The organism is Massilia arenae, assembly GCF_008014745.1.
GTDB lineage: Bacteria > Pseudomonadota > Gammaproteobacteria > Burkholderiales > Burkholderiaceae_D > Telluria > Telluria arenae.
This window is the reverse complement of the sequence record NZ_VPFD01000015.1, coordinates 125,847-151,938: the sequence shown is the minus strand read 5'-3', so window position 1 is coordinate 151,938 and position 26,092 is coordinate 125,847. Positions and strand designations below refer to the sequence as shown.

19 protein-coding genes are annotated in these 26,092 nt (G+C 67.9%); 8 read left to right on the top strand and 11 right to left on the bottom strand.

The features are described from left to right. Position 1 precedes the first annotated feature (1 nt). The 6 genes from FVD38_RS14585 (at position 2) to FVD38_RS14560 (ending at position 3,772) form a co-directional block, all read left to right on the top strand. Positions 2–685, top strand: coding sequence for a YoaK family protein (locus FVD38_RS14585; protein WP_370660642.1), 684 nt, complete (start codon positions 2–4; stop codon positions 683–685). A gap of 9 nt (positions 686–694) precedes the next feature. After that, positions 695–1,255, top strand: coding sequence for a TMEM175 family protein (locus FVD38_RS14580; protein ID WP_147935478.1), 561 nt, complete (start codon positions 695–697; stop codon positions 1,253–1,255). Positions 1,256–1,320: 65 nt separating this feature from the next. After that, positions 1,321–1,953: a response regulator transcription factor gene (locus tag FVD38_RS14575; protein WP_123070160.1), complete on the top strand. Its 633-nt coding sequence runs from the start codon at positions 1,321–1,323 to the stop codon at positions 1,951–1,953. Positions 1,954–2,082: 129 nt separating this feature from the next. After that, positions 2,083–2,547, top strand: coding sequence for a Rid family hydrolase (locus tag FVD38_RS14570; RefSeq protein ID WP_147935477.1), 465 nt, complete (start codon positions 2,083–2,085; stop codon positions 2,545–2,547). Between the two features lie 120 nt (positions 2,548–2,667). Then, positions 2,668–3,147, top strand: coding sequence for a helix-turn-helix transcriptional regulator (locus FVD38_RS14565; RefSeq protein WP_147935476.1), 480 nt, complete (start codon positions 2,668–2,670; stop codon positions 3,145–3,147). Between the two features lie 16 nt (positions 3,148–3,163). Further along, entirely contained in the window at positions 3,164–3,772 is a 609-nt protein-coding gene (locus FVD38_RS14560; RefSeq protein WP_147935475.1) for a DedA family protein, read from the top strand. Between the two features lie 3 nt (positions 3,773–3,775). On the opposite strand, the gene FVD38_RS14555 is transcribed toward FVD38_RS14560, so the two are convergent. The 7 genes from FVD38_RS14555 to FVD38_RS14525 form a co-directional block, all read right to left on the bottom strand. Continuing rightward, positions 3,776–4,699: a diguanylate cyclase domain-containing protein gene (locus tag FVD38_RS14555; protein ID WP_147935474.1), complete on the bottom strand. Its 924-nt coding sequence runs from the start codon at positions 4,697–4,699 to the stop codon at positions 3,776–3,778. Next, on the bottom strand, positions 4,696–8,214 hold the full coding sequence (locus tag FVD38_RS14550; protein ID WP_147935473.1) for a hybrid sensor histidine kinase/response regulator: 3,519 nt from the start codon (positions 8,212–8,214) through the stop codon (positions 4,696–4,698). The genes FVD38_RS14555 and FVD38_RS14550 overlap by 4 nt, the downstream gene beginning before the upstream one ends. 166 nt (positions 8,215–8,380) lie before the next feature. Further along, a complete protein-coding gene (locus tag FVD38_RS14545; protein ID WP_147935472.1) occupies positions 8,381–11,857 on the bottom strand; it encodes a hybrid sensor histidine kinase/response regulator in 3,477 nt (1,158 codons plus the stop codon). 2 nt (positions 11,858–11,859) lie between these two features. Then, positions 11,860–13,251: an oxygenase MpaB family protein gene (locus tag FVD38_RS14540; protein WP_147935471.1), complete on the bottom strand. Its 1,392-nt coding sequence runs from the start codon at positions 13,249–13,251 to the stop codon at positions 11,860–11,862. A 47-nt stretch (positions 13,252–13,298) separates the two neighbouring features. Further along, on the bottom strand, positions 13,299–15,548 hold the full coding sequence (locus FVD38_RS14535) for a TonB-dependent receptor (protein ID WP_229493672.1): 2,250 nt from the start codon (positions 15,546–15,548) through the stop codon (positions 13,299–13,301). 238 nt (positions 15,549–15,786) lie between these two features. After that, a complete protein-coding gene (locus FVD38_RS14530; RefSeq protein ID WP_147935470.1) occupies positions 15,787–17,352 on the bottom strand; it encodes a methyl-accepting chemotaxis protein in 1,566 nt (521 codons plus the stop codon). A 208-nt stretch (positions 17,353–17,560) separates the two neighbouring features. Then, positions 17,561–19,159: a methyl-accepting chemotaxis protein gene (locus FVD38_RS14525; RefSeq protein WP_147935469.1), complete on the bottom strand. Its 1,599-nt coding sequence runs from the start codon at positions 19,157–19,159 to the stop codon at positions 17,561–17,563. Between the two features lie 281 nt (positions 19,160–19,440). Between FVD38_RS14525 and FVD38_RS14520 the strand changes: the two genes are divergently transcribed. Then, positions 19,441–19,803: a hypothetical protein gene (locus tag FVD38_RS14520; RefSeq protein ID WP_147935468.1), complete on the top strand. Its 363-nt coding sequence runs from the start codon at positions 19,441–19,443 to the stop codon at positions 19,801–19,803. A 93-nt stretch (positions 19,804–19,896) separates the two neighbouring features. Then, positions 19,897–20,541 carry a TetR/AcrR family transcriptional regulator gene (locus FVD38_RS14515; protein WP_147935467.1) on the top strand — a complete coding sequence of 215 codons (645 nt, stop codon included), beginning with the start codon at positions 19,897–19,899 and terminating at the stop codon, positions 20,539–20,541. A gap of 36 nt (positions 20,542–20,577) precedes the next feature. On the opposite strand, the gene lpdA is transcribed toward FVD38_RS14515, so the two are convergent. Genes lpdA through FVD38_RS14495 form a run of 4 tightly spaced genes read right to left on the bottom strand, consistent with a single transcriptional unit; the run spans position 20,578 to position 25,601 of the window. Further along, positions 20,578–21,972, bottom strand: a complete 1,395-nt coding sequence (gene lpdA / locus FVD38_RS14510) for a dihydrolipoyl dehydrogenase (RefSeq protein WP_147935466.1) — start codon at positions 21,970–21,972, stop codon at positions 20,578–20,580. Between the two features lie 4 nt (positions 21,973–21,976). Next, a complete protein-coding gene (locus FVD38_RS14505; protein WP_147935465.1) occupies positions 21,977–23,317 on the bottom strand; it encodes a dihydrolipoamide acetyltransferase family protein in 1,341 nt (446 codons plus the stop codon). Between the two features lie 3 nt (positions 23,318–23,320). Then, positions 23,321–24,331, bottom strand: a complete 1,011-nt coding sequence (locus tag FVD38_RS14500) for an alpha-ketoacid dehydrogenase subunit beta (RefSeq protein ID WP_221176220.1) — start codon at positions 24,329–24,331, stop codon at positions 23,321–23,323. A 37-nt stretch (positions 24,332–24,368) separates the two neighbouring features. Next, positions 24,369–25,601 carry a 3-methyl-2-oxobutanoate dehydrogenase (2-methylpropanoyl-transferring) subunit alpha gene (locus FVD38_RS14495; protein WP_147935464.1) on the bottom strand — a complete coding sequence of 411 codons (1,233 nt, stop codon included), beginning with the start codon at positions 25,599–25,601 and terminating at the stop codon, positions 24,369–24,371. Between the last annotated feature and the right edge of the window lie 491 nt (positions 25,602–26,092).

Genomic DNA, 26,092 nt, shown 5'->3' with positions numbered 1-26,092 from the left:
GATGGCCGCTACTCCTGCCCCATCGCGCCTGCAGGGTTTCAATATGGGCTTCCTCGGCGGCTATGTTGATACCTTGGGCTTCATCGGCCTGTTCGGCCTGTTCACGGCCCACGTTACCGGCAACTTCGTGCTGCTCGGCGCTTCGCTGGCCGATCCGGCGAACATTCCGTCGCTGCTGAAGATCCTGGCCTTCCCGGCCTTCATCCTCGGCATCGCCGCGGCGCGCCTGCTGGTGGCGTCGTGCGAGCGGCGCGGCGTCGACGCGCATCGGCCTTCGTACCTGCTGCAACTGGTCCTGCTGATCGGCTTCATGGCCTGCGGAATGCTGTCCGAGCCGGTGGCGCGCGATATGTCGGCGCTGGCCATGGCGGCCGGCCTGCTCGGCACCGCGGCCATGGGCGCCCACAGCGCGGCCAGCAAGCTGCTGCTGGCCCACCTGGCGCCGACCTCGATGATGACCGGGAACGTGACCCAGCTTGTGATCGATTCCGTCGACCAGCTGCGCGGCGCCGGCGATGCGGCCACCACGGCGCGCTGCAGCAAGTTTTTCTGGCCGCTGTTCGGCTTCGCGATCGGCTGCGCGGCGGGGGCTTTCCTGTTCCTGGCGTTCGGCTTCGTGGCGCTGATCGTGCCGGTGGCGATCCTGTGCCTGCACCTGGTCAAGCCCAGCCTGGACCAGGCCTAGGAAGGACATATGACCAAGACCCGCCTGGAGGCGTTCAGCGACGGCGTGATCGCCGTCATCCTCACCATCATGGTGCTGGAGCTGACGCCTCCGCACGGCACGACCCTCGGCGACATGCTGGCGGTCGTGCCGGGCTGGTTGCGTTATGCCCTGAGTTTCGTCTACGTCGGCATCTACTGGGTCAACCACCATGCGCTGTTCGAGCGCGTGGAGCGGGTCGACTGGGCGACGCTGTGGGCCAACCTGCACCTGCTGTTCTGGATGTCGCTGATCCCGTTCGTGACCGCCTGGGCGGCCGAATACCCGACGGCGCCGGCGCCGGTGGCCCTGTACGGCGTGGTGCTGTTCCTGTGCTCGGTGTCCTTCATGCTGCTGTCGTGGCGCCTGGGGACGCTTGCCGGCCTGGATCATGCCCATACCTGGCAGAACGCCAAGAACCGGCTGTCGCTGGCCATGTACGCGCTGGCGGTGGGGGTATCGCTGTGGCAGCCGCCGCTGGCGGCGCTGATCCATGTGCTGCTGGCGGCGCTATGGCTGGTGCCGAACCGGATCGAGCGGGGGGCGTCGTGACTGGACGCCACGTGGCGGCGCTGGCATGATGCCCGTCGCCAGCCAAGAACAAGAAGAGGAGCACCGTGAATAGTCAACAGCGCACCATCGACGTCCTGATCGCCGACGACCATCCCCTGATGCGCGAGGGGATCGCGGCCGTGATCGCCAGCCAGCCCGATATGCGGGTGGTCGGCGAAGCGTCCGACGGCCTCGAGGCGGTCGCGCTTTACCGCAAGCTGCGGCCCCATGTCACCCTGGTCGATCTGCAGATGCCGCACCTGAACGGCATGGACGCGATCGCCGCGATCCGGGCCGAATTCCCCCACGCCTGCCTGGCGATCCTGACCACCTTCCGCGGCGACGCCCGCGCCATGCAGGCGATCAAGAGCGGCGCCCAGGGCTACCTCCTCAAGAGCTCCTTGCGCAAGGAACTGACCGACGCCATCCGCGTGCTGGCCGCCGGTCACCGCTATATCCCGTCCGAGATCGCCGGCGAGCTGGCGCGCCACCTGGGCCAGGAAAGCCTGACGGTGCGCGAGCTGCAGGTGCTGGAGCTGATCGCCCGCGGCAACGGCAACAAGCAGATCGGCGCCGCCCTGAACCTGTCCGAGGACACGGTCAAGGGCCACCTGCGCAGCATCATGGACAAGCTGGGCGCCAATAACCGGACCCATGCCGTGACCATCGGGATCGAGCGGGGATTCCTCGAAATCTGATCCGGATCCGCCGCGACAGCAGATTCCTGCAAGACGATAGCGTGATGCTTTTGTCAGAATCGCTCACGGTTGCGGGCTGGGATTCCCGGCGCGCACATCGCCTTCGACAACGAACCGGGAGCATGCAGCATGGACAAGAACTTTACGCTTAGCAAGAAAACCGCCAACCACGGGGTTCCGTGGGAATCGATCTATGGCTACAGCCAGGCAGTGCAAGTCAAGGACGTGGTCTACCTGTCCGGCCAGCTGGGCCACGACAAGGACGGACAACTCGTCGCACCGGCGCCGCTCGACGCACAGGGCCGCCCGCTTGACTTCAGCGGCATGGAAGAACAGATGCGCCAGACCTACCGTAACGCCATCGACCTGCTGGCCCGGTTCGGCGCGACGCTGGACGATGTCGTCGAAGAAACGCTCTATGTACTTGACGTCGATGCCGCGTTTGCCGTGGCAGGCAAAGTCAGGAAGGAGTTCTACGGCATCGACCAGCCGCAATGCGCCAGTAACCTGATCGGCGTCACCCGCCTTGCATTGCCGCCGCAACTGATCGAAGTAACCTTCCGCGCCGTGCTCGCGGACGCCGGCGTCGCCTGATGCAAGCCCCCCCCACTTTAGTGGGGGTAGGCGGGGGCTCTAACTTGTCTGTGCAACATCTCCAGCGGGCGGCAACATGCTGTCCAGATCGTCTCGAACACGACCACCCTGGAGAGCACCATGCAGACCGCGCCATCGATCCCTATCGCCATCCCGTTCCGGCCCGCAGCCGAGGGCCGGGCCATCCATTCTTGCCACGGCGGCCTCCCGCGCTGGCAGGTGAGGCGGGTCACCGACTACATCGACGCCAACCTGGGCGCCACCCTGCGCACGGCCAGCCTGGCGGCAACACTGGGCCTGAGCGTCAGCCATTTCACGCGCGCCTTCAAGCACAGTGTCGGCGTGCCGCCGCGCATGTACGTGATCCGGCGCCGGCTGGCGGCCGCCTGCGAGGCGATGGTCAGCTCGAACACGCCGCTCACGACCATTGCCCACGCCCACGGTTTCTGCGACCAGTCGCATTTCACCCGCACTTTCCACGAGGTGATCGGCCTGTCGCCCCACGTATGGCGCTGCCTGAACCGGCCAGGCGTCGCCGCCGATCCGTACGAAAGCGAACAGAAGCGCACTATCGAACTGGATATGGTGGAGACTGCCTAACCCGTAGGAGTGCCCCGTGTTCGACTTCATCACCGAATTCATGCAGAGCGGCGGTTACCTGGCCGTGTTCGCCCTGATGGCGTTGGAAAATATTTTCCCGCCAATCCCATCCGAGTTGATCATGCCGTTCGCCGGTTTCGTCGCCGCGCGCGGCGACCTGAACGTGATTGGCGTGTTGATTGCCGGCACGGCCGGCTCGGTGGCAGGGGCCTTGCCCTGGTATTACGCCGGCAAGGTCTACGGCAAGGAGCGTCTGGAAAAATTTGCCGACAAGCATGCGCGCTGGCTGACCGTGACCCATGGCGACATCGAGCATGCGATGGAGTCGTTCGAGAAGCATGGACGCAAGGTCGTGCTGTTCGGGCGCCTGATCCCGGCCATCCGCACCTTGATCTCGGTCCCGGCCGGCCTGGCCGGCATGCCAATGGGGCAGTTCTTGTTGTACTCGACGGTGGGTTCGCTGGTCTGGACCGGCATCCTGACCGGCGCCGGCTACATGCTGGAAAGCCAGTATGAACGGGTGGCGCACTACGTCGATCCGGTGTCGAAGGCGATCCTGATCGGCCTCTTCGGCTGGTATCTGTACCGGGTGGCGACCTTCAAGAAGCGCGCCAAGGCCCAGTAATCTTCAGACCGCGGCGCCGCCCTCGCGCCACCACACCTGGTTGCGTCCGCTCTGCTTGGCGCGGTATAGCTGGGCGTCGGCCGCCTCGAACAGTTCGGCTGGCCCTTCGTCGCCCTCTGGATCGAGCGTGGCGCCGCCGATACTCACCGTCAGCAGCGGCGCCACGCCCGACGCCTCGTGCGCGATGCTCAGGGCGATCACCGCCTCGCGCACCCCTTCGGCCATCCGGCGTGCTTCGAACACGTCGGTTTCGGGCATCATGAGCAGCAATTCCTCGCCGCCGTAGCGCGCCGCCATATCCCCCGGGCGGCGCATGGCGGCGCCGGCCACCCGCGCCACCGAGCGCAGCGCGCGGTCGCCGCTCGGATGGCCGTAGCGGTCGTTGAACTGCTTGAAGGCGTCGATGTCGAGCAGGGCCAGCGACAGTGGTCGTCCCGAACGCCGCGCGCGCTGCCATTCGAGACTGTACATTTCGTCGAAGCGGCGGCGGTTGGCCAGTTCGGTCAGCCCGTCGATGTTCGCCAGCCGTTCCAGCATGCGGCGCTGGCGCACCACCTGAAGGTGCAGCGCCACGCGCGCCATCACCACGGTCTGGTTGAAGGGCTTGACGATGTAGTCCGAGGCGCCCATCTTGAGGCCGTTGGCCTCGTCCTCGGGGCGGTCCAGGCCCGAGATGAAGATCACCGAGATATGTGCCGTCTGCGGGTCGCTGCGCAGGCGGCGCAGCACCTCGTAGCCGTCCATGTCGGGCATCATCACGTCCAGCAGGATCAGGTCGGGCAGGTGGCGCGTGGCGCGCTCCAGGGTCTGGGCGCCGTTGCGGGCCAGCAGCACCGTGTATTCGGGCTTGAGCAATTCGCCCAGCACTTCGCGATTGATGGCGTCGTCGTCCGCCACCAGCACCTTCTGGTTCTCCACTATGTTCATCGGCTGCTTTCGAGGCTGAGGCTATGACAGAGATCGAGTTGCGCCGCCAGCGCAGCGAGCGGCGCCAGCGCGGCAGCATACTCGATATCGGCGACAGCGCGCCGCACGCCATCGAGCGCGGTGTCGTACCGGTTCGGGTCGATGCTGACCGCGAGCAGCGCTTCGAGCTGGGCCAGCGCGTCCTCGGCGCGCGCATCGTCGCTGCGCAGGTGGTCCTCGAGGCGCGCGACGATTGCCGCCAGCGCCTTCGGATCGCTCGGCTTGGGCAGGGTGGCGGCGGCCAGCTGGGCCAGGCCCGCCAGCACCGATTCGGCGGCCGCCACCAGCGCGGGCACCTGGATGCCGACCCGTTCCAGCTGGCCGGCGCGCAGGTCCTGCTCCAGGCGGCTGGCGGCGCCGGCCAGCTCGAAGGCGCCGACGTAGGCGGCGCTCGACTTCAGGTTGTGCGCCAGCCCTTGCAGGCGCGCGTGGTCGCCCGCCGCCAGCGCGTCGCGCAGGATGCGCGGCGCAGCGGCGTATTCGCGCACGAAGCTGCCGGCGCGCTTTTCCAGGCGGCGGTGCTGGCCGTCGACCTTGTCCAGGGCCAGGCGCCAGTCGATGCCGGGCACCGCCGGCAGCGTCGCCGTGGAGGCAGGGTCGTGGCCCGGGGCCTGCGCCTGGACGGCGGGCTGGAATCCCTGCGGCGCCGGGCGTCCTTCCAGGCGCGCCGGGTCGATCCACTTGAGCAGGGTGCAGAACAGCAGGTCGGGGTCGATCGGCTTGGTCACGTGGTCGTTCATGCCGGCCAGGCGGCTCAGCGCGCGGTCGCTGGCCAGCGCATGCGCGGTCATGGCCACGATCGGCAGTTCGAGCAGGCGCGCATCGAGGCGGATCTCGCGGGTGGCCGCGAGGCCGTCCATCTCGGGCATCTGGATGTCCATCAGCACCAGGTCGTAGTCGCCGGCGCGCGCCATGCGCACCGCTTCCACGCCGTTGAAGGCGACGTCCACCTGCATGCGGGCGGCGGCCATGAATTCGAGCGCCACCTCGCGGTTGTTGGCATTGTCCTCGGCGAGCAGGATGCGCGCGCCGTCCAGGCGCGGCAGGTCGGCCATGGCCGGCAAATATTTTTCCATAGGTTCGATGGGGCCAAGCTGCGGATGCAGCGCTTGCAGCAGGCTGTGATAGAGCAGGGCGGGACCGACCGGCTTGTGCAGGAAGGCGTCGACCGGCAGTTCGCCTTCTTCGCCCATCACGGTCTCGCGGGTGCAGGCCGAGATTATCAGGATCGCTGGTGGAGGGCGGTCGTGCCCGTGTTCTTGCGCGCTACTGCGGATGCGGCTGATCGTCTCCATCCCGTCCAGTCCCGGCATCAGGTAGTCCATCAGCACGACCTGGTAGGGCTGGCCGGCGGCGTCGGCGCGGGCCAGGAGCGCCAGGCAATCCTCGCCCGAAGCCGCGGTGTCGGCGCGCATGCCCAGGCCGTCCAGCATCTCGGACAGCGCGCTGCGGGCGGTGGCGCTGTCGTCCACCACCAGCGCGCGCACGTCTTGCAGCAGGGCCTGGCGTACATTGGCGGCGGCGGACTGGCCGTCGGCGATCCCGAGCGGCACGCTGAAGGTGAAGCAGCTGCCCTTGCGCTGTGCGCTGCGCACCGCGATGTCGCCGCCCATGAGTTCGACCAGCTGGCGCGAAATCGACAGGCCAAGGCCGGTGCCGCCATACTTGCGGGTGGTCGAGTTGTCGGCCTGGCTGAACGACTGGAACAGGCGTCCGATGGCTTCCTCGGTCATCCCGATCCCGGTGTCCCTGACGGAGAACGCCAGCGTCACGCGCCCGGCTACGGTCTTCTCCGCCTCGACCGCCACCACGATTTCGCCATGCTCGGTAAACTTGACGGCGTTGCCGGTCAGGTTGATCAGCACTTGGCCCAGGCGCAGCGGGTCGCCGACCAGGCGCGTCGGCACGCCGGGTCCGACCCGGAACACCAGCTCGAGGCCCTTGGCCTCGGCCTTCACCGCGGTGAGGCTGGACAGGTGTTCGAGCAGCTCGTCCAGGTCAAACTGCACTTCCTCGAGATGCAGTTTGCCGGCCTCGATGCGCGAGAAATCGAGGATGTCGTTGATGATGCCCATCAGGTGTTCGCTCGCGCCGAGGATCTTGCCCAGGTAGTTGCGCAGGGCGGGCGCCGGTTCGCTCATCAGGGCCAGCCGGCTCATGCCGATGATGGCGTTCATCGGGGTGCGGATCTCATGGCTCATATTGGCCAGGAACTCGGATTTCATGCGGGTGCTGGCTTCGGCGCGCAGCATCGCTTCGCGGATCGCCTTGGTGCGCAGGCCCAGGATGCGCATGAAGACCAGCATGTCGAAGGTGCTGCCGAACACCAGCGCGTGCATGGTCCAGAAGTTGGCCGGCAGCCTGCCGTTGATCAGCTGGGCGGTGATCAGCGCGCAGGCGAAGGCGCCGGCCCAGCCGATCAGGAAATAGGTGCCGACCATGTCGCCGGCGCGCGCGCGGCGGAAGGCGCCGGGCAGGCCGAGCAGCATCGGCAGGATCCCGAGCGTACCGACGATCATGACCAGGTAGCGATGGCTGATCAGGCCGAAGCCGAAGCCGAGCGCGGTCACCACGCACAGGCCGGCCAGCGTCTTCATCAGCAGACTGAAGATGCGGTCGCGTCCGGGGCGGGCCAGCGACTGCTCGACGAACAGGTAGGCGCCGCACGAGGCCAGGATCGAGGCAATGCCGGCCCCGTGTTCGAGCAGCCAGGCGTTGCCTGGCCAGACGTACTGGCCGGCGATGCCGAACCAGGCGGCCGAGTACACGGTCACTCCGGCCGCCAGCAGCGCGTACTTGCCGAACAGGTGGTCGCGCAACGTGATCCACTGCCCGATCGCATACAGGAACAGGGTGATGCGCAGGCCCAGCAGCAGTCCTTGCAGGATCTGCTCGCCCAGTGCATTGGGCAGCACGGCATGCGGCTGCATGAAGGTGATCGGCAGGATCTTGGGGCCGACCGAACGCACGCGCAGCAAGACCGTGTAGTCGGTGCCGGGAATCAGGCGCAGCAGGGCGCCCGGAACCCGGCCGGCAAGCGATTCGCCGGACGGCGCCTGCATGCGGCCCAGGCTCGCGATCTTCTCCAGGCCTTCGGGGCGGGCCAGGTAGACGTCCAGTTCGTCGAGCAGGGCGTAGTCGACCTGCAGTACCCAGCCATTGGTGGCGTCCTTCGGCACCGTCACCGGGATGCGCAGCCAGGTGGTCCCGGGCAGCATGCCCAGGGTCGCGTAGGCGGTGCGCGGCTGCTCGAAGCGCTCCGGGGCCGCCAGCGCGGCCGCCGCGTCCAGGCGGTTGTCGGCGTCGTGCAGGACAGTCACGGCGGGCCAGGCCTCGATCACCTGGGCGTCGCGCGCCAGCTGCAGCGGCGCCGCTTGCGCCGGCAACGCGCAGAGAATCAGAAGGATGAATGCCATCGCCAGGCGCACGAAGGCGCCAGGGGCCGGGAGGTGCGGGACAGATGGCGTGGGCGTCATGGATCTTTCGATGGAAGCGGCAGGCGAACCGCTCGGCAGTCTAGCAGGAAGACTCTGCCGTGGACAGTGCCTGTGCGCCCCGCGACCGGCCCTGGGTGGCGCGCGGTAGCGCGGCGCAGTACCGGGCCGCGCAGTACCGGGCCGATGACCGTGGCGGCGCGCCGCCTCAGACACTGTCCTCGGTCTGGGGCACAATCCGGACTCCAATCCGCTGTGCCAGCCGCGCCAGCGGCGCCAGCGCGGCGCCGTATTCGACCTCGTCGATGGCGCGCCGCAGCGGCGCCAGGTCCTGCGCGTACGGGCCGCCGGCCAGCAGCGCCTCGAGGTGGTCGAGCGCGTCCTCGGCGCGGGCATCGTCGGCGCGCAGCCAGGCGTCGAGGCGGGCGAACACCTCCGCCAGCGCCTGCGGATCGGTCGGCTGCGGCCGGCCGGCGGCCGCCAGCTGGGCCAGGCCTGCCAGTACCGGTTCGGCGGCGGCGATCAGGGCCGGCACCTGGACCCCGATCCGTTCATGCAGTCCGGTGCGCAGGTCCTGGTCGAGGCGGCCGGCGGCGGCGGACAGCTCGAAGGCGCCGATATAGGCCGCGCTCGATTTGAGGTTGTGCGCCAGCGACTGCATGCGCGCATGGTCGCCGCCGTTCAATGCCTCGCGCAGGATGTCGGGCGCGCTGCCGTATTCGCGCACGAAACTGCCGGCGCGTTTTTCGAGCCGGCTGCGCTGGCCGTCGACATTGTCCAGGGCCAGGCGCCAGTCGATTCCAGGCACGGCCGGCAGGGCGCGCGCGCCCGTCGCCGGCTGCGCCGTCGCCGCTCCTTGCCCCGAGGCTTGCGGGATGGCGCGGCCGGCGAGGCGCGCCGGGTCGATCCACTTGAGCAGGGTGCAGAACAGCAGGTCGGGGTCGATCGGCTTGGTCACGTGGTCGTTCATGCCGGCCAGGCGGCTTTGCGCGCGGTCGCTGGCCATGGCGTGCGCCGTCATGGCCACGATCGGCAGCGTGCGCAGGCGTGGATCGAGGCGGATCTGGCGCGTGGCCGCATGGCCGTCCAGCTCCGGCATCTGGATGTCCATCAGCACCAGGTCGTAGTCGCCCTCGCGCGCCATGCGCACCGCTTCCACGCCGTTGAAGGCGACGTCGACCTGCATGCGCGCGGCCGCCATGAAGTCGAGCGCGACCTCGCGGTTGTTGGCGTTGTCCTCGGCCAGCAGGATGCGCGCGCCATCCAGGCGCGGCAGGTCGGCCATGATGCCCGGCGGCTTGCGGTCGGCGCCTTCGTCGACGCTGTCCTGCGCCGGCGCGGCGTGCGGATGCAGCACCTGCAGCATGCTGTGGTATAGCAGCGCCGGGCCGACCGGCTTGTTGATGAAGGCGTCGACCGGGAGCTCGCCGGCCGTTTCCAGCACCGCTTCGCGGCCGACGGCCGACACCATCAGGATCGCCGGCGGCGTGGCCCCGGCCACGTAGGCGGGGATGCGGCGGATGGTGGCGATGCCGTCCAGGTCGGGCATCAGGTAATCCATCAGCACGATCTGGTAGGGGCGGCCTTCGGCCTGCGCCGCGGCCAGCATGCGCAGGCATTCCTCGCCCGAGGCGGCGCTGTCGGCCTGGGCGCCGAAGGTGTCGAGCATCTCGGCCAGCGCGGCGCGCGCGCTGGCGCTGTCGTCGACCACCAGGGCGCGCAGGTCGGTCAGGATCGCCGGGCGCAGCGCGCCGGCGCCGCCCTGGCCGTCGTCGATCCCGAGCGGGACGGTGAAGGTGAAGCAGCTGCCGGCGCCGGGCGTGCTCTGGACCGAGATCGTCCCTCCCATCAGCTCGACCAGTTGGCGCGAGATCGACAGGCCGAGGCCCGTGCCGCCGTATTGGCGGGTGGTCGAGCTGTCGGCTTGGGTGAAGGAGTCGAACAGGTATTCGAGCTGGCCAGCGGTCATGCCGATACCGGTGTCGCTGACCGAGAACGCCAGCATGACCCGGCCGTCGCCGGCCGCACCGGGCCGCGCCTCGACCGCGACCACGATCTCGCCGTGCTCGGTGAACTTGACCGCGTTGCCGGTCAGGTTGATCAGCACCTGGCCCAGGCGCAGCGGATCGCCCACCAGCCGCGCCGGCACGCCGGGCCCGACCCGGAATACCAGCTCGATGCCCTTGGCGTCGGTTTTTACCCCGACCAGGTTGGACAGCTGTTCGAGCATCTCGTCGAGCGAGAACGGCACCGCCTCCACCGACATCTTGCCGGCCGCGATCTTCGAGTGGTCGAGAATGTCGTTGATGATGCCCAGCAGGTGTTCGCCGGCGCCGAGGATCTTGGAAAGGTAGTTGCCCAGCCTTGGATTCGGATCGGCCATCAGGGCCAGCCGGCTCATGCCGATGATCGCGTTCATCGGGGTACGGATCTCGTGGCTCATATTGGCCAGGAACTCGGACTTCATGCGCGCCTCGGTCTCGGCGCGCTGCATCGCCTCGCGCAGCGCCTTGGCGCGCAGGCTCAGGATGCGCATGAAGACCAGCATGTCGAAGGTGATCCCCAGTTGCAGCGAGTGGGCGGTCCAGAAGTTGACCGGCACCTCGCCGGCCGCGAGCAGGGTCTGGGTGATCGTGCCGCCGTAGCTGGCCACCCAGCTGATCAGGAAATAGGCGCCGATCGCGTCGCGTTCGCGCATGCGCCGGAATGCGGCCGGCACGCCGAGCAGCATCGGCACCGCGCCGACCGTGGAGGTGATGACGATCATCGGCAGGTGCGCGATCCAGTCGAAGGCCCAGGCCACGGCGGACAGCGCGCAGATCGCCGCGCCGCTGCGCATCACGATCCGGAATTTGCGGTCGCGCCCGGGCCGCGCCATGATCTGCTCGACGAACAGGTAGGCGCCGACCGAACCGATCATCGACGCGATCCCCATCATGTGCTCGCTGAGCCACAGGTGGTCGCGCCACAGGAACTGTTCGGCCGTGCCGTACCAGGTCGCAAGGTAGACGGTCAGGCCGCCGATGAACAGCGCATACTTGAGGAACAGGCCGTCGCGCAGGGCGACCCACTGGCCAAGGCTATACAGCACCAGGCAGGCGGCGATGCCGAACAACAGGCCTTGCAGCATCTGCTCCACGAGCGAGGCCTGGTGGAAGGCGTCCGGCTGGAAGAAGGTCACCGGCAGCAGCTTCGGACCGCGCGACTGTACCCGCACCAGCAGGGTGTAGTCGTGGCCGGGCGTGAGCTCGAGCGCGATGGCGGGGACGCGCCCCTTGAGCGCGCCTTCCATATCCTGGCGCCGGCCGGTGGCCGCCAGCTTGCGCAGCTCCTTGCCATCGACCAGGTAGACGTCGAGGTATTCCAGCAGGGCGACGTCGAACTGCACCACCCAATGCGCAGGGGCGTCGGACGCGACCCGGAACGGGATGCGGATCCAGCTCGGCGCCGGATTCAGGCCCAGGGTGCCATAGGCCTTGTCGGGCGCCGTGAAGCGTTCCGGCGCGGCCAGGGCGCCAGCCGCGTCCAGGGTCTTGCTGGTGTCGCGCAGCAGGCTCGCCGCGGGCCAGCCTTCGACCGCCGGGGTGTCGGCGGCCAGGAGTACGACGCTGGCCGGGGCAGCGCCGGCGCCGGTGGACAGTAAAAGGCAGAGCGCCAGGCCGAGGAAGATGGACAGGGCGCGCATGGTCAAGCCGCCCGTTGGTCTGCTTCGGCGTCAGCGCCGGCGACTGCCGCTGCCGTGGCGCGGTGCCCGGCCAGCCGCGCTTCGAGCCGGTTCATCCAGCGCGGCGCGCGTGGGTCGTGACGCCACTGGCCGAGCGCATCCTGCACCTGGCCCAGCAGCGCGTCGGGCAGGCGCAGGGGCCGGGTCTGGTCCATCAGGAAGCGGGTCACCAGGCGGTAGCCGAAGGCGCGCGTGAGCATGCGGCTGATCGAGAAGCCCGGCACGATGAGGCGCACGGTGGCGTCGATGGCGCGCACCACGGCCAGGCCGCCCGCGAACACGAGCCGTGAGAACAGCGGCTGGCGCTTGTTCAGTCCCAGGTCGGCGCTGGCGTCGCGGCCGCACAGGTGGCGCGTGAGCAGGGTTGGGAAGGGCTTGAACAGGCGCAGCGGAATCTCGTCTTCCATGGCGCGCATCAGGGCCGCCGCCAGGGCCGGGCGCGGGTCCGGCGCGCGCACCAGTTCCCGGCCGCGCGCCTGGATCTCCGTGAACGCTTGCTGCGCCTGTTCCATGGTATCGGGCATCAGGGAGCGCTCGATGCCGAGCATGTGGCCCAGCACGTTCCAGGCATGCAGGTAGTCTGCCTCGTCCTGGCGCTCCAGGCCCAGGCCCAGCTTGCACAGGCTGCGCAGGAACACATAGTGGAAGGTCAGCAGGGTATAGGCCAGCTCTTCCTGGTTGCACGGCAGGCCGTTGCGCGCGGTGTCCCAGCCGTGGGCATACAGCGTGTGATAGATGCCGCCGCCGGCCGGCAGCAGCGGCCGCACGGGGCCGGCGCCGAGCGAATCCTCGGGTGAGCCGCGCAGGATCAGGTGGCGGATGGTGGCGTGGATCAGCCTGACCTTCAGCGCCTGGGCCACGCCGGCGCCCTCGCCGGCGGTCAGCCCGCCCGCGAGCATGACGGGGAAGATCATGGCGGCGGTGGCGCGCACCCGGTAGTCGGTGTGTGCCTCGAGCTGACCTGCCGCGTGCAGCACAGCCGACAGGTCGGGCAGCACATAGCATTCCGGCAGGCTGGCGCAGAACAGCAGGGTGCAGGACAGCATGCTCATGTCCATGAACAGGCTTTCGGCGCGCGCGATGCGCTCCGGCTCGGCCCACGCGGGCAGGGCCAGGCAGCCGGCCAGGTAATCCTTCAGCGCCGCCGCGGCGCGCGGATCGAGGCCGGGGCCCGGTTGCCAGTGCGCCAGGCCGCCATTGCTATCCCAGCGCGCCAGCTCGCGATTGACCGCAGCGATGCGGTCGGCCAGCTGCTGCGGTCCATCGGCCCCGGCCAGCATGCCGGCGACGGCAAGGTCTGCAGGCGGATCGGCGCGCATGGATGGGGAAGGCATATGGGTTACATCGCGGTGCATATGAGCTCCTGCTACGGCGGTGGGTATCGTGAGAATGCAGCTCCGGTTCAGAAGCGCAGGTCCAGGCGCAGGTCGGCGGTGCGCGGCGCGGTCGGCGTGGCCATGCCGAAGCTGTCGATCAGCGATGGCCGCACCGAGTTCTCCAGATTGCGCACGCGCGCCAGCAGACTCCAGTTCGCTGCCGACGGCTGGTAGCGCAGGGTGGCGTCGGTCGTGGTGTGCGCCGGGATACGGTATTCCAGCAGGTTGCTCGGGATCGTGATCGCGTAATCGGCGCTGCGGCGCGAGAACACGCCGGCGTGCAACTGCCCGTCCTGCACGTGGAAGCGGTGCTCGTAGCCCAGAGTGTAGACGTGGCTCGGCGCGCGGTCCAGCTTGCGGCCGGCCCAGGACACGCCGACGTTCGGGCTATAGACCGCGTAATGGGCGTCGAGGAAGGTGGCGCCGTAGCGCAGGCGGCCGTTGGCGCCGACCCGCAGCTCGCCCTCCAGCTCCAGGCCGCGCGAGCGGGCCTGGCCGGCATTGCGCGTCAACAGGCGCGGGGCGCCCGAGACGATCGCATTGCTGCTCAGTTGAAGGTTGGTGTAGTCGTAGTAGAAGGCGGCGGCATTGAAGCTGAGGCGCCCGTCCAGCAGGCGCGACTTGAGGCCAGCCTCCCAGGCGCGCAATTCCTCGGGCTGGTAATACAGGTAATCCTGTTCGACCGCGGCGGCGGCAGGGCAGGCGACGCCGCCAATCTCGGCGCCGGCCACGCAGCCGTCATTGAAGCCGCCGGCCTTGTAGCCGGTCGCCAGGCTGCCGTACAGCAGCGTGCCCGGGGCCAGGTCGTATTCGGCGCCCAGGCGCCAGGTGGTGCGCGAGGTGGACAGCTCGGCGGCGTTCGGCAGGCGGCGGTCGGTGGCCGGATTGAACACCGGTCCCTGCTGGAAGTCGGTCGAGCCGACGCGGTCCTTGTCGTCCTCGGTGCGGCGCGCGCCGGCCGTCAGGCGCAGCCCATCCAGCACGCGCCAGGTCAGCTGGCCGAAGACTGCGCGGCTTTCCGCCTGGGTGTGCAGGGGGAAGGAGTAATACGGCGGCAGGCCGACCGGCTGCAGGCCCTGGAAGGCGTACGAGGTGTTGGAGTCTTCGCTGAAATAGTACAGGCCGGCCTGTGCGCTGAGCGGACCGCTGCCATTCGTGGCGATGCGCAGCTCGTGCGAATCCTGTTCGTTGTGGCCGTCGTAGTTGTTGACCACGCCGAGGGCCAGGGTCGGGGCCACGCGGTAGAAGTAATTCTGGCGGATTGCCTGGTCCAGCTTGCGGTGCGAGCCCAGGTAATACACAGTGGCCGGGCCCAGGTCCCAGCTCAGGTCGGCCGACAGGCCGCGCGCGCGGCGGTCATGCCAGCCCTGCACCGGCGTCATGTTCGGCGGCCGGAAGCTGTTGGTCAGGCGCTCGTCGGTAGTGCTGTCGCGCCAGACCGGGCGGCCACTGGCCACGCCGCTGAAGAAATTGGTGTCGGGGACGATGCGGTCGTTATTGCCCTCGGTCTCGCCGTGGTCGTAGCGCACCACCAGGGTGGCGTCGCGGTTCAGCTTGAGCTTCGCGGAGAGGCGCGCATCGCGTTCGTCGCGGTCCATGCCCGGACGGTGCGGCGTGCCCTGGCCGTTCTTCAGGAACGGGTCCTGGCGCAGCTGGCTGACGGCGGCGCGCAGCGACAGCGCCTCGTTGACGGGGACGTTGATCACACCGTCGACCTTGCGCCGGCCATAGGTGCCCATCTCCAGGCCGAGCGCGCCTTCGAGCAGGTCGGTCGGGGCGTTCGAGATCACGTTGACCAGGCCGGCCGTGGTGTTGCGGCCGTACAGCGTGCCTTGCGGGCCGCGCAGCACTTCGATGCGGTCGACGTCGAGCAGGTTGGCGCTCTGGCCGGCCGGACGCGCGATATAGACGCCGTCGAGCATGAAGGCGGCCGATGGGTCGCCCTTGTCAGTGGTGTCGTTATTGCTGATGCCGCGGATCGTCACGCGCAGGCCCGAGAAGGCCTGGTCGATGTGCACGTTCGGCAGGCGCGGGCCGATGTCGGCCGGGCTGATGGCGCCGAGGTCGCGCAGCTGCTCGCCGCTGACGACGCTGACCGCGACCGGGGTGCGCGAGGCCAGCGCGGCGGTGCGCTGGGCGGTGACGACGACTTCGGGCAGGGCCGTGCCATTGTCCTGGGTAGGGGGAACCTGCTGGGCGTGGGCGATGCTGCAGACGATACCGGACACCGCCGCCACCAGCAGCTTCTGCGCTGGGCGGACTTGCATTGCTTTCATGTAGACGACTCCTGTGTAGACCGATGCTTACCCGTCCTGGGTAGAACATCCTCTTATTGTTCTTTTTAGCAAATAAAATTGCGTCAGAGGATGCAAAGTCTGCCAGTCTAGCAGTTCATGACTATAGGCAATAGTGTCCAGTAAAGTTATTGAACAAAAGTGCGACCAGATTGCAACGTTGCGCGCTGCTTTCTGGTCGAACAATCAAGGCAGAAGATACGATTGTCTTGCGTAAAGCCTATCGCTGCTGCCTGCCGTGTTCCAGCCGGAAGGTGCCGACCACGGCCGACAGCTGCGCCGCCTGGTCGCGCATCGCATCGGCGGCGGCCGCCGCTTCTTCGACCAGGGCCGCGTTCTGCTGGGTCACGCGGTCCATCTCGACGATGGCGGTATTGACCTGCTCGATGCCGGCGCTTTGCTCTTCGCTGGCGGCGGCGATCTCGCCCATGATCACGGTGACCTGCTCGATGCTCTGGACGATCTGCCCCATGGTGGCGCCGGCGCGCGCCACCTGCTGTGTGCCTTGCTGGACCTGGCCGACCGAGTCGTCGATCAGGCTCTTGATCTCCTTGGCCGCCGCGGCCGAGCGGTGGGCCAGGGTGCGCACTTCTCCGGCGACGACCGCGAAGCCGCGGCCTTGCTCGCCGGCGCGTGCTGCCTCGACCGCCGCGTTCAGGGCCAGGATATTGGTCTGGAAGGCGATGCCGTCGATGACGCCGATGATGTCGACGATGCGCTGCGACGAGGCGTCGATGCGGCCCATGGTACCGACCACCTCGGCCACCATGCGGCCGCCTTCGCCGGCCACGCCGGCCGCGCTGGCCGCCAGGCCATTAGCGCGCCGCGCATGCTCGGTATTCTGGCGCACGGTCGAGGTGAGTTCTTCCATCGAGGCCGCGGTTTCTTCCAGCGAGCCGGCCTGCTGTTCGGTGCGGCTCGACAGGTCCTGGTTGCCGCTGGCAATCTCGCCGGATGCGACCGAAATGGTGGCGGTGCCGTCGCGCACCTGGCCGACGATGGTCGCCAGGCTGCCGTTCATGCGCGACAGCGCCGACATCAGCTGGCCGACCTCGTCGCCGCGCTCGAGCACCTGGCGGCTGAACTGGCTGGTCAGGTCGCCGCCGGCCACGCGCTCGGCCACGTCGACCGCCTGGCGCAGCGGCGCCGTGATCGAGCGGCTGATGAACCAGGCGCAGGCGGCGCCCAGCAGCAGGGCCGCGCCGCCCAGCGTGAACAGGATCACGCGGGTGCTGGCGTAGGACGCCAGGATCGACTGGGCCACGCCGTCGGTGGCGGTGATCTGCATATTGGCGAACTTGTCGACCGTGGCCAGGTAGGACACGGTGCGCGGGCTCAGCTGATTACGGTAGATGTCGTCGAGCCGGGCGCGGTTGTCTTCGCGCTTGGCCTGGAACAGGGCATCGCGCGCGGCCATATAGCCGATGCGTTCTTCCTTGACGAGCTTGAACTGTTCGCGCACACCGGGGTTGCGCAGTGACTCCTCGATCTCCTTCTGCAGCACGTTGGAACGGCTGGTGATCCCCTGGCGCTTGGGACCGACCACGTCGAGGATGCCGGCGTCGGGCGCGTAATAGACGGTTTCGTTGATGGCGCTGTTGATTTCGATATTGCGGCGCCACTCGGCGACGCTGCGCTGGTTCTTGATGCTGGTATTGACCAGGCGGTCGGTCAGGTCCGCCGCCGACTGCATGCGCGTCAGGGCGGTGGCACTCATGGCGAGCAAGAGTACGAGAACAATGGCAAAGCCGAGGCCCAGGCGGGCGCCGATATTCAGTTTTTTCACGAGGGTAGTTTCCAGTCTGCTTGGTGACTGCAGGCTGGCCGCGGGCGCGGCCGGACCGGCAGGCGCCGCGCGCGGCGCCATGTCGAAGACCCCTAGTATAACCCGCAAAACCGGCAAGACAATTGCCTTGCGGCAAATTTGCAACATGCGTAGTACTACGCATGTTGCAATTGCCAGTTGCGGAAGGCCGTTGCCGGGGACCGATCCGTCAGGCCGGCAGGGCGGCGCGTACCGGCCGTTGCTGCGGCTTAGCCCTGGCGGCTTCGCCACTCCCGAGGCGGAAGGTGCCGACCACGGCCGACAGCTGCCCGGCCTGCTCGCGCATCGCGTCGGCGGCGGCGGCCGCCTGTTCGACCAGGGCCGCGTTCTGCTGGGTCACGCGGTCCATCTCGGCGATGGCGGTATTGACCTGCTCGATGCCGGCGCTTTGTTCTTCGCTGGCGGCGGCGATCTCGCCCATGATCACGGTCACCTGGCGGATGCCGTCCACAATCTGCACCATGGTGGCGCCGGCGCGCGCCACCTGCTGCGTGCCTTGCTGGACCTGGTTCACCGAGTCGTCGATCAGGCCCTTGATTTCCTTGGCCGCTGCGGCCGAGCGGTGGGCCAGGGTGCGCACCTCGCCGGCGACGACCGCGAAGCCTCGGCCCTGCTCACCGGCGCGTGCCGCCTCGACCGCCGCGTTCAGGGCCAGGATATTGGTCTGGAAGGCGATGCCGTCGATGACGCCGATGATGTCGACGATGCGCTGCGACGAGGCGTCGATGCGGCCCATGGTGCCGACCACCTCATCGACCATCCTGCCGCCTTCGCCGGCCACGCCGGCTGCGCTGGCCGCCAGGCCGTTGGCGCGGCGCGCGTGCTCCGTGTTCTGGCGCACGGTAGACGTGAGTTCTTCCATCGAGGCCGCGGTTTCCTCGAGCGAGCCGGCCTGCTGCTCGGTGCGGCTCGACAGGTCCTGGTTGCCGCTGGCGATTTCGCCGGACGCCTGCGCGATCGCCGCGCTGCCGTCGCGCACCTGGCCGACGATGGTGGCCAGGTTGCCGTTCATGCGGCCCAGCGCCTCCATCAGCTGCGCCACCTCGTCGCGGCCGTGGGCTTCGACCCGGCTGCCCAGGTCGCCGTCGGCCACGCGCTCGGCCACCTCGACCGCCTGGCGCAGCGGCGCCGTGATCGAGCGGGTGATGAACCAGGCGAAGCCGGCGCCAAGGGCGACGGCAGCCACGGCGAGCACCAGCAGGATGATGCGGGTCTCGGCATAGGAATCCAGGATGGTGGTGCCGACGCCGGCGGTGGCAGTGCCCTGGCGCTTGGCGAATTCCGTCAGCGCGGCCTCGAAGGCGTGGGCGCGTGGCAGGAACTGGACGTTATAAGCCTGATCGAGGCGGGCCGGATCGCCTGCCAGCTTTGCTTCGAGCACGGCGTCGCGCGCGCCGTCATAGGCGCCGCGCAGTTCCTTCGCGCGGTCCAGGAACACGCGCACCTTCGGGTTGAGGAGGTTGGCGTCGACGTCGGCCTGCAGGGCGTCGGCCTGGCGCACGTTGGCGCGCAGGCGCGGTTCGAGCTGCGCGACCACGCCGGCGTCGCCCGCATGATAGATGGTGCCGATCATGGCGTCGTTTACTTCGATCGCCTTGCGCCATTCCGAGGTCGTGAACTGGTTCTTGGTGCTGGTATTGACGAGACGGTAAGTCAGATCGCCGGCCGTCTGCATGCGCAGGAGGGAGGTGGCAGCCATGGTCAACAGCAGGGCGAGGACGACGGCAAAGGCGAGCCCCAGGCGGGCGCCTATTTTCAGGTTCTTCACTGGATATTCTTTCTTGGTTGGACGGCGCGGCCGCCAGGACGCTCGCGAAGGGCGAGACAGAGGCGGGGCCGTTGCATAACAGGCATCAATCGAGATGCGCAATCCGATAGTGTATCGCAATAATCGAAATCATGTTGCTTTGCAGCAAAAATTCGTGCCTGATCGTCATCACCACCGCCGGGCGCGCCGGGTCCTACAGGGCGCAAGGCCCTCCGCCTATTGCCGTTGTGCGCCGGACGGCTAAGATGGGTTCCACGTTATTGAACTTGAGGAGAATCGCTATGTCGACGCACAACGAAGGCAAGGATGTGAAAGGACGCAGCTGGGACCAGGTCACCAACGGCACCACCAGCGCGGGAACCATGGGCGCAGGATCCACAGGCGAGGTCGGCGCCAGTGCCGAGGGCAAGGACCCGGCCCAGCGGCAGGGCGATGGCGCAATGCAGCAAAGCGGGCAGGGAAGTGCCGCCGGCCGTACCGACGACCTGCTGGCCGGCGGCTCGAACGACGAGCAGTCCGACCGGGGTTTCCAGGGTGGCGGCAATCGCCAGTCGGGGCCTACCGGAAATCGTCAGAATGAGGCAGACGCGGCCGATGCAAAAGACGACGAGTACGACCAGGGGACCGCGCGGCGCAAGCCGTAGTCCGAAGGGCGTGCCAGGCCGAATAGCCTAGCGCGCAAACCGACATTCATCACATTTTGATAACCAACGGCAAGTTGTGTCAAAATGTGGGGGATGAACCAAGAGCTTTCCACTACGTCCACGCTCGCGCGCTCTTACCGCGGCCAGTCGCAGGAGCAGCGCCGCGCTGAGCGCCGCAGCCGCCTGATCGCGGGCGCCATCGCCGTCTACGGCGAGCGCGGCTACCATCAGGCGACGGTGAAGGCGGTCTGCGAGGCGGCCGGCCTGACCGAACGTTATTTCTACGAGTCTTTCGCCAATAGCGAAGCGCTGCTGATCGATTCCTACAATGCCGTCACCTACGGCGTGCTGGGTGAAATCCTGCGCGCCGGCGAGGCGGCTGGGCGCGGCCGGGTGGCGCGCTCGCGTGCGATGCTGCACGCGTACTTCGCGGCCCTGCAGCGCGAACCGCAGTCGGCGCGCGTGTTCCTGGTCGAGATCCGGGGCGTGGGCCGCGCGGTGGACCAGGCGTTCGACGCTTCGCTGCGCGCCATCGGCCGCGAAGTCGCGCGCGTGGTGGGGGCCGAGGCGACGGACGACGAATTGCTGCAGGCGGGGGTGATCGGGGGCGTGATCCACATTGCCCTGCGCTGGATCGAGGATGGCTACCAGCCGCCGATCGGGCGCGCGGTCGAGACTGCGCTGCGCCTGGGCACGGCGCTGGCCTCGCGGCCGCGCACCCGCACCCGACCGGTTTGAACTGGAACGCCGCCCCGGACAGGGCGGCGTTTCTGCTTAGATGTGCAGGGCGTGGCCGAGCGCGCGCAGCGCGGCTTCCTGCACCGCCTCGCCCAGGGTCGGGTGGGCGTGGATGGTGCGGGCGACGTCTTCCAGCTGGGCGCCCAGCTCGATCGACTGGGTAAAGCCTGCCGCCAGTTCCGACACGCCCACACCGACCGCCTGCCACCCGAGGATCAGGTGGTTGTCCTTGCGCGCGACCACGCGCACGAAGCCATCCGTACTCTCGATCGTCATCGCGCGGCCGTTGGCGCTGAACGGGAAGCTGGCGCTCATGGCGTCGATGCCGGCGGCAGCCGCCTCGGATGGCGACATGCCGGCCACCACGATCTCGGGATCGGTGTAGCACACCGCCGGAATCGCCGCCGGCTGGAACCAGCGGCGCTTGCCGGCGATGATCTCGGCCACCATCTCGCCCTGGGCCATCGCGCGGTGGGCCAGCATCGGCTCGCCCGTGAGGTCGCCGATCGCCCACACATTGCGCATCGAGGTGCGGCATTGCTCGTCGACCTTGATCGCGCGGCCCGCCATGTCGAGCATCAGGTTTTCCAGGCCCCAGCCGGTGGTTGCCGGCTTGCGGCCGACGGCCACCAGCACCTTGTCGGCTTCCAGGTAGGCCTCGACGCCGGATGCGTCGCGCACTTTTACCCGCTCGCCTTCGATGCCCAGTACCGACGTCGCCAGGCGCAGCTCGATGCCGAGGCGCTCGAGCGACTTGGCCACCGGCTTGACCAGCTCGGCGTCATAGGCCGGCAGGATGCGCTCGGCCGCTTCGACCACGGTGACCTGGCTGCCCAGCTTGCGGTAGGCCGTGCCCAGCTCCAGGCCAATGTAGCCGGCGCCAACCACCACCAGGCGGCGCGGCACGCTGTCCTGCGACAGCGCCTCGGTCGACGAGATCACCGGTCCGCCGAAGGGCATGAAGGGCAGCTCGACGGCCTGCGAACCGCTGGCCAGCAGCAGGTGCTCGCAACGGATGCGCACCGTTTCCTGGCCGTCGGCCTCGACTTCGACGGTCTTGCCGTCCAGGACCCTGGCCCAGCCGTGTACCACGCGCACGCCCTGTTTCTTGAGCAGGGCGCCGACGCCTCCGGTCAGGCGCTTGACGATGCCGTCCTTCCAGGCCACGGTGCGCGCCAGGTCGATCTTCGGCGACTCGACGCTGATGCCGAGCGGCGATTCCTGGGCCGCATAGGTGGCGGTCTTGTGGTACTCGTCGGCCGCGTGGATTAGCGCCTTCGACGGGATGCAGCCGATGTTCAGGCAGGTGCCGCCGGGGTTCGCGCCCTCGACCACGATGGCCGGGATGCCCAGCTGGCCGGCGCGGATGCCGGCCACGTAGCCGCCCGGGCCGCCGCCGATGATCAGTAAGGTCGTGTTGATCGTCTCCATCGGCTCACTCCACGAACAGGGTTGCTGGGAACTCGAGGTAGCCCCGGATCGCCTGCACGAACTGGGCCGCCACCATGCCGTCGATCACGCGATGGTCGAACGAGGACGACAGGTTCATCATCTTGCGCGCCACCATGGCGCCATCCCGGATCACCGGACGGTCGACGATGCGGTTGACGCCGACGATGGCGACTTCCGGGCGGTTGATCACCGGCGTGGTGACGATGCCGCCCAGCGCGCCGAGGCTGGTGATCGTGATGGTGGAGCCGGTCAGTTCGTCGCGCGTGGCCTTGCCGGTGCGCGCCGCGTCGGCCAGGCGCGAAATCTCGGCCGCGCTCGACCACGGGTCGCGCGATTCGGCGTGGCGCACCACCGGCACCATCAGGCCGTTGTCGGTCTGGGCCGCGATGCCGATGTGGGCCGCGTCATAGGTGGTGAGCAGGTTCTTGTCGTCGTCGTAGCGCGCGCTCATCATCGGATAGCTGCGCAGGGCCAGCACCACGGCGCGCATCAGCAGCGGCAGCAGGGTGAGCTTGCCGCGCTCGGCGCCGTAGCGTGCGTTCAGTTGGATGCGCAGCGCCTCGAGCTCGGTGACGTCGACTTCTTCGACATAGGTGAAGTGCGGGATGTTGCGCTTGGCCTCCTGCATCTTCTCGGCGATCTTGCGGCGCAGGCCGATTACCTGCGTCGCATGTTCGCCATGCTGTTCGGCATAGCGTTCGTCGGGGCCGCCATTGGCCGCGCCGCCGCGGTGGCCGGCCACATGGGCGTCCAGGTCGGCGTGGGTGATGCGGCCTGCCGGGCCGCTGCCGGCAACGAACTGCAGCTCGACGCCCAGGTCCCAGGCGCGCTGGCGCACGGCCGGCGGGGCCAGCGGTTTTTCGCCTTCGGCGCGCAACTGGGGCGCGCCCTTCGACACGGGCGCTGGACGAGCGGCCGGCGCCGGCCGGGAGACAGGGGCAGGAGCAGGAGCTACTGCGGATGCTTCATTGGCCGCGACTGCTGCAAGCTGCGGCTCGGCGACTTCTTCGGCCGGCGCGGTGGCGGCGGCCGTCCTGACCGGTTCCTGGCTGGCTGCACCCTTGTCCTTCTGGTTGCCGGCGCCCTCGACTTCGAGGCGGATCAGTTCCGCGCCCACGGCCAGCGACTGGCCGATCGCGCCGCCCAGGCTCGTGATGGTGCCCGCGACCGGCGACGGGATCTCGACCGTCGCCTTGTCGGTCATGACGTCGGCCAGCACCTGGTCTTCCTTGACGACGTCGCCCGGTTGGACGTGCCAGGCCACGACTTCGACTTCGGCGATGCCTTCGCCGAGGTCAGGCATCTTGATAACGTGAATACCCATTAATCAACCCTCCATCACGCGTTTCAGGGCCGCGCCGACACGGTCGGGCCCCGGGAAATAAGCCCACTCCTGCGCATGCGGATACGGGGTGTCCCAGCCGGCGACGCGCCCGATCGGCGCTTCCAGCTGGTAGAAGCAGTGTTCCTGCACCAGCGCCGCCAGTTCGGCGCCGAAGCCGCTGGTCTGCGTCGCTTCGTGCACGATCACGCAGCGGCCGGTCTTCTTGACCGAATTGACGATGGTGTCGAGGTCGAGCGGCCAGATGCTGCGCAGGTCGATCACCTCGGCATCGACGCCGGACTCGCGCGCCGCCGCTTCGGCGACCCAGACCATGGTGCCGTAGGCCAGCACGGTGACGTCGTTGCCGGGGCGGACGATGGCCGCTTTATCCAGGTCGACGGTGTAGTAACCCGTTGGGACGTCGCCCTTCGGATGGCCGGACCATGGCACGACCGGACGGTCGTGGTGGCCGTCAAAAGGACCATTGTAAAGACGTTTCGGTTCCAGGAAGATCACCGGATCGTCGTTTTCGATCGAGGCGATCAGGAGGCCCTTGGCGTCGTACGGGTTCGATGGCATCACGGTGCGCAGGCCGCACACGTGGGTGAAGAAAGCCTCCGGGCTCTGGCTGTGGGTCTGGCCGCCGTAGATGCCGCCGCCGCAAGGCATGCGGATCACCATCGACGCGGTGAACTCGCCGGCCGAGCGGTAGCGCAGGCGCGCCGCCTCGGACACGATCTGGTCGGTCGCCGGATAAAAATAGTCGGCGAACTGGATCTCGACCACGGGGCGCAGGCCATAGGCGGCCATGCCGACCGCGGTGCCGACGATGCCGCCTTCCGAGATCGGCGCGTCGAACACGCGCGACTTGCCGTACTTCGCTTGCAGCCCGTCGGTGACGCGGAACACGCCGCCAAAATAGCCGACGTCCTGGCCATACACCACGACGTTGCCGTCGCGTTCCATCATCACGTCCATGGCCGAGCGCAGTGCCTGGATCATGGTCATCGGCATCGTTGCGATGTCCTTCGGTTGATCGTCTCGTGCCATCTTATACTCCCAACTGCTGACGCTGACGGCGCAGGTGCTCCGGCATGTCTTTATAAACGTCTTCGAACATGGTCGCGGCGCTCGGCGCGCGCTCGTCGCCCAGGGTGCCGTAGCTTTCGGCTTCCTTCTGTGCGGCCAGCACTTCGGCTTCGAGTTCGGCCTGCACGGCCTCGTGTTCGGCATCGGACCACCAGCCCAGATTGCTCAGGTACTGGCGCAGGCGGGCGATCGGATCGCCCAGCGGGAAGCGGGCATAGTCGTCGGCCGGGCGGTAGCGCGAAGGATCGTCCGAGGTCGAGTGCGGGCCCGCGCGGTAGGTGACCCATTCGATCAGGGTCGGACCGAGGTTGCTGCGGGCGCGTTCTGCGGCCCAGCGCGAGGCCGACAACACGGCCAAAAAGTCATTGCCGTCCACGCGCAGCGAGGCGATGCCGCTGCCGATGCCGCGGGTGGCGAAGGTCACGCTCTCGCCGCCGGCGAGCGCCTGGAAGCTCGAGATCGCCCACTGGTTATTGACCACGTTGAGGATGACCGGCGCGCGGTACACATGGGCAAAGGTGAGGGCGGTCGAGAAATCGGATTCCGCGGTGGCGCCGTCGCCGATCCAGGCCGACGCGATCTTTGTGTCGCCCTTGATCGCGGATGCCATGGCCCAGCCCACGGCTTGCGGGTACTGGGTGGCGAGGTTGCCCGAAATGGTAAAGAAGCCGGCCTCGCGCACCGAATACATCACCGGCAATTGGCGGCCCTTGAGCGGATCGCGCTCATTGGACAGCAGCTGGCAGATCATGTCGACCAAGGGCACCTGGCGCGCCATCAGCAGGCTTTGCTGGCGGTAGGTGGGGAAATTCATGTCGCCGTCCTGCAGCGCGAGGGCGTGGGCGGTGCCGATCGCCTCTTCGCCGAGCGAGATCATGTAGAACGACATCTTCTTCTGGCGCTGGGCGATCACCATGCGCGCATCGAAGATGCGGGTCTTCATCATGGTGCGCAGGCCGAAGCGCAGCAGCTCGCGGTCGGGCTCCTCGGCCCAGGGGCCGACGGCATTGCCGTGCTCGTCGAGCACGCGGATCAGTTGTTGGGCGATGTCGCTTGTCTCCAATGGAGCGACATCGATCGGTGGACGCCGGACCGAACCGGCAGCGCTCACCTGGAGGAACGAAAAATCAGTCTTGCAGCCCGGGCGGCCGGTAGGCTCCGGTACGTGCAGCGACAGAGGATTGCTCTGGCTCATATATATGCTTTCCCTTTTGAGGTGTTTTGCAGCAAGAGGCATCATAGACCCTTAGTTGACGTTTACGTCAACTGCGCGAAACTATTTTCATATTGCTTTGCAACATAGCAAGCCGTCATTTTTTGCCGTTGAGGTAGGGGTCGCCTGGATTGGTGCGATGGAGGCGGGTTATGCGTCATGGGTGCGGCGCACAGCGCCGGGTGCAGGGATGACGATAGAGCATCGAGCGGGCGAGTCGATGGGCTTGGCTAAACAGACGCGAGGACATACGTGGCTGGGCGGCGTTTAGCCGCATACGTCGCGTGATAGTGCATTTCGTCGCAAATGCCATGCCGTCCAGCAAGTGTGGCGCTAGCATGCATTCGTTCCAGATGAGCCAACCGGCAAGACTATCGAAAGCACCCATGCATCGACGACTGTTGTCCCCGATTTCCCGACTTCGCCCGATCCTGGCGACGTTCTTCCTTGCCTGTGCGTCGGCGACGGCGGCG

Coding starts and splice junctions, on each gene's coding strand:
- FVD38_RS14515 (WP_147935467.1), top strand. CDS start 19,897: ATGAACCAAGAGCTTTCCACTACGTCCACGCTCGCGCGCTCTTACCGC.
- FVD38_RS14570 (WP_147935477.1), top strand. CDS start 2,083: ATGGACAAGAACTTTACGCTTAGCAAGAAAACCGCCAACCACGGGGTT.
- FVD38_RS14535 (WP_229493672.1), bottom strand. CDS start 15,548: ATGAAAGCAATGCAAGTCCGCCCAGCGCAGAAGCTGCTGGTGGCGGCG.
- FVD38_RS14565 (WP_147935476.1), top strand. CDS start 2,668: ATGCAGACCGCGCCATCGATCCCTATCGCCATCCCGTTCCGGCCCGCA.
- FVD38_RS14505 (WP_147935465.1), bottom strand. CDS start 23,317: ATGGGTATTCACGTTATCAAGATGCCTGACCTCGGCGAAGGCATCGCC.
- FVD38_RS14545 (WP_147935472.1), bottom strand. CDS start 11,857: ATGCGCGCCCTGTCCATCTTCCTCGGCCTGGCGCTCTGCCTTTTACTG.
- FVD38_RS14495 (WP_147935464.1), bottom strand. CDS start 25,601: ATGAGCCAGAGCAATCCTCTGTCGCTGCACGTACCGGAGCCTACCGGC.
- lpdA (WP_147935466.1), bottom strand. CDS start 21,972: ATGGAGACGATCAACACGACCTTACTGATCATCGGCGGCGGCCCGGGC.
- FVD38_RS14540 (WP_147935471.1), bottom strand. CDS start 13,251: ATGCACCGCGATGTAACCCATATGCCTTCCCCATCCATGCGCGCCGAT.
- FVD38_RS14520 (WP_147935468.1), top strand. CDS start 19,441: ATGTCGACGCACAACGAAGGCAAGGATGTGAAAGGACGCAGCTGGGAC.
- FVD38_RS14580 (WP_147935478.1), top strand. CDS start 695: ATGACCAAGACCCGCCTGGAGGCGTTCAGCGACGGCGTGATCGCCGTC.
- FVD38_RS14550 (WP_147935473.1), bottom strand. CDS start 8,214: ATGACGCCCACGCCATCTGTCCCGCACCTCCCGGCCCCTGGCGCCTTC.
- FVD38_RS14500 (WP_221176220.1), bottom strand. CDS start 24,331: ATGCCGATGACCATGATCCAGGCACTGCGCTCGGCCATGGACGTGATG.
- FVD38_RS14555 (WP_147935474.1), bottom strand. CDS start 4,699: ATGAACATAGTGGAGAACCAGAAGGTGCTGGTGGCGGACGACGACGCC.
- FVD38_RS14585 (WP_370660642.1), top strand. CDS start 2: ATGGCCGCTACTCCTGCCCCATCGCGCCTGCAGGGTTTCAATATGGGC.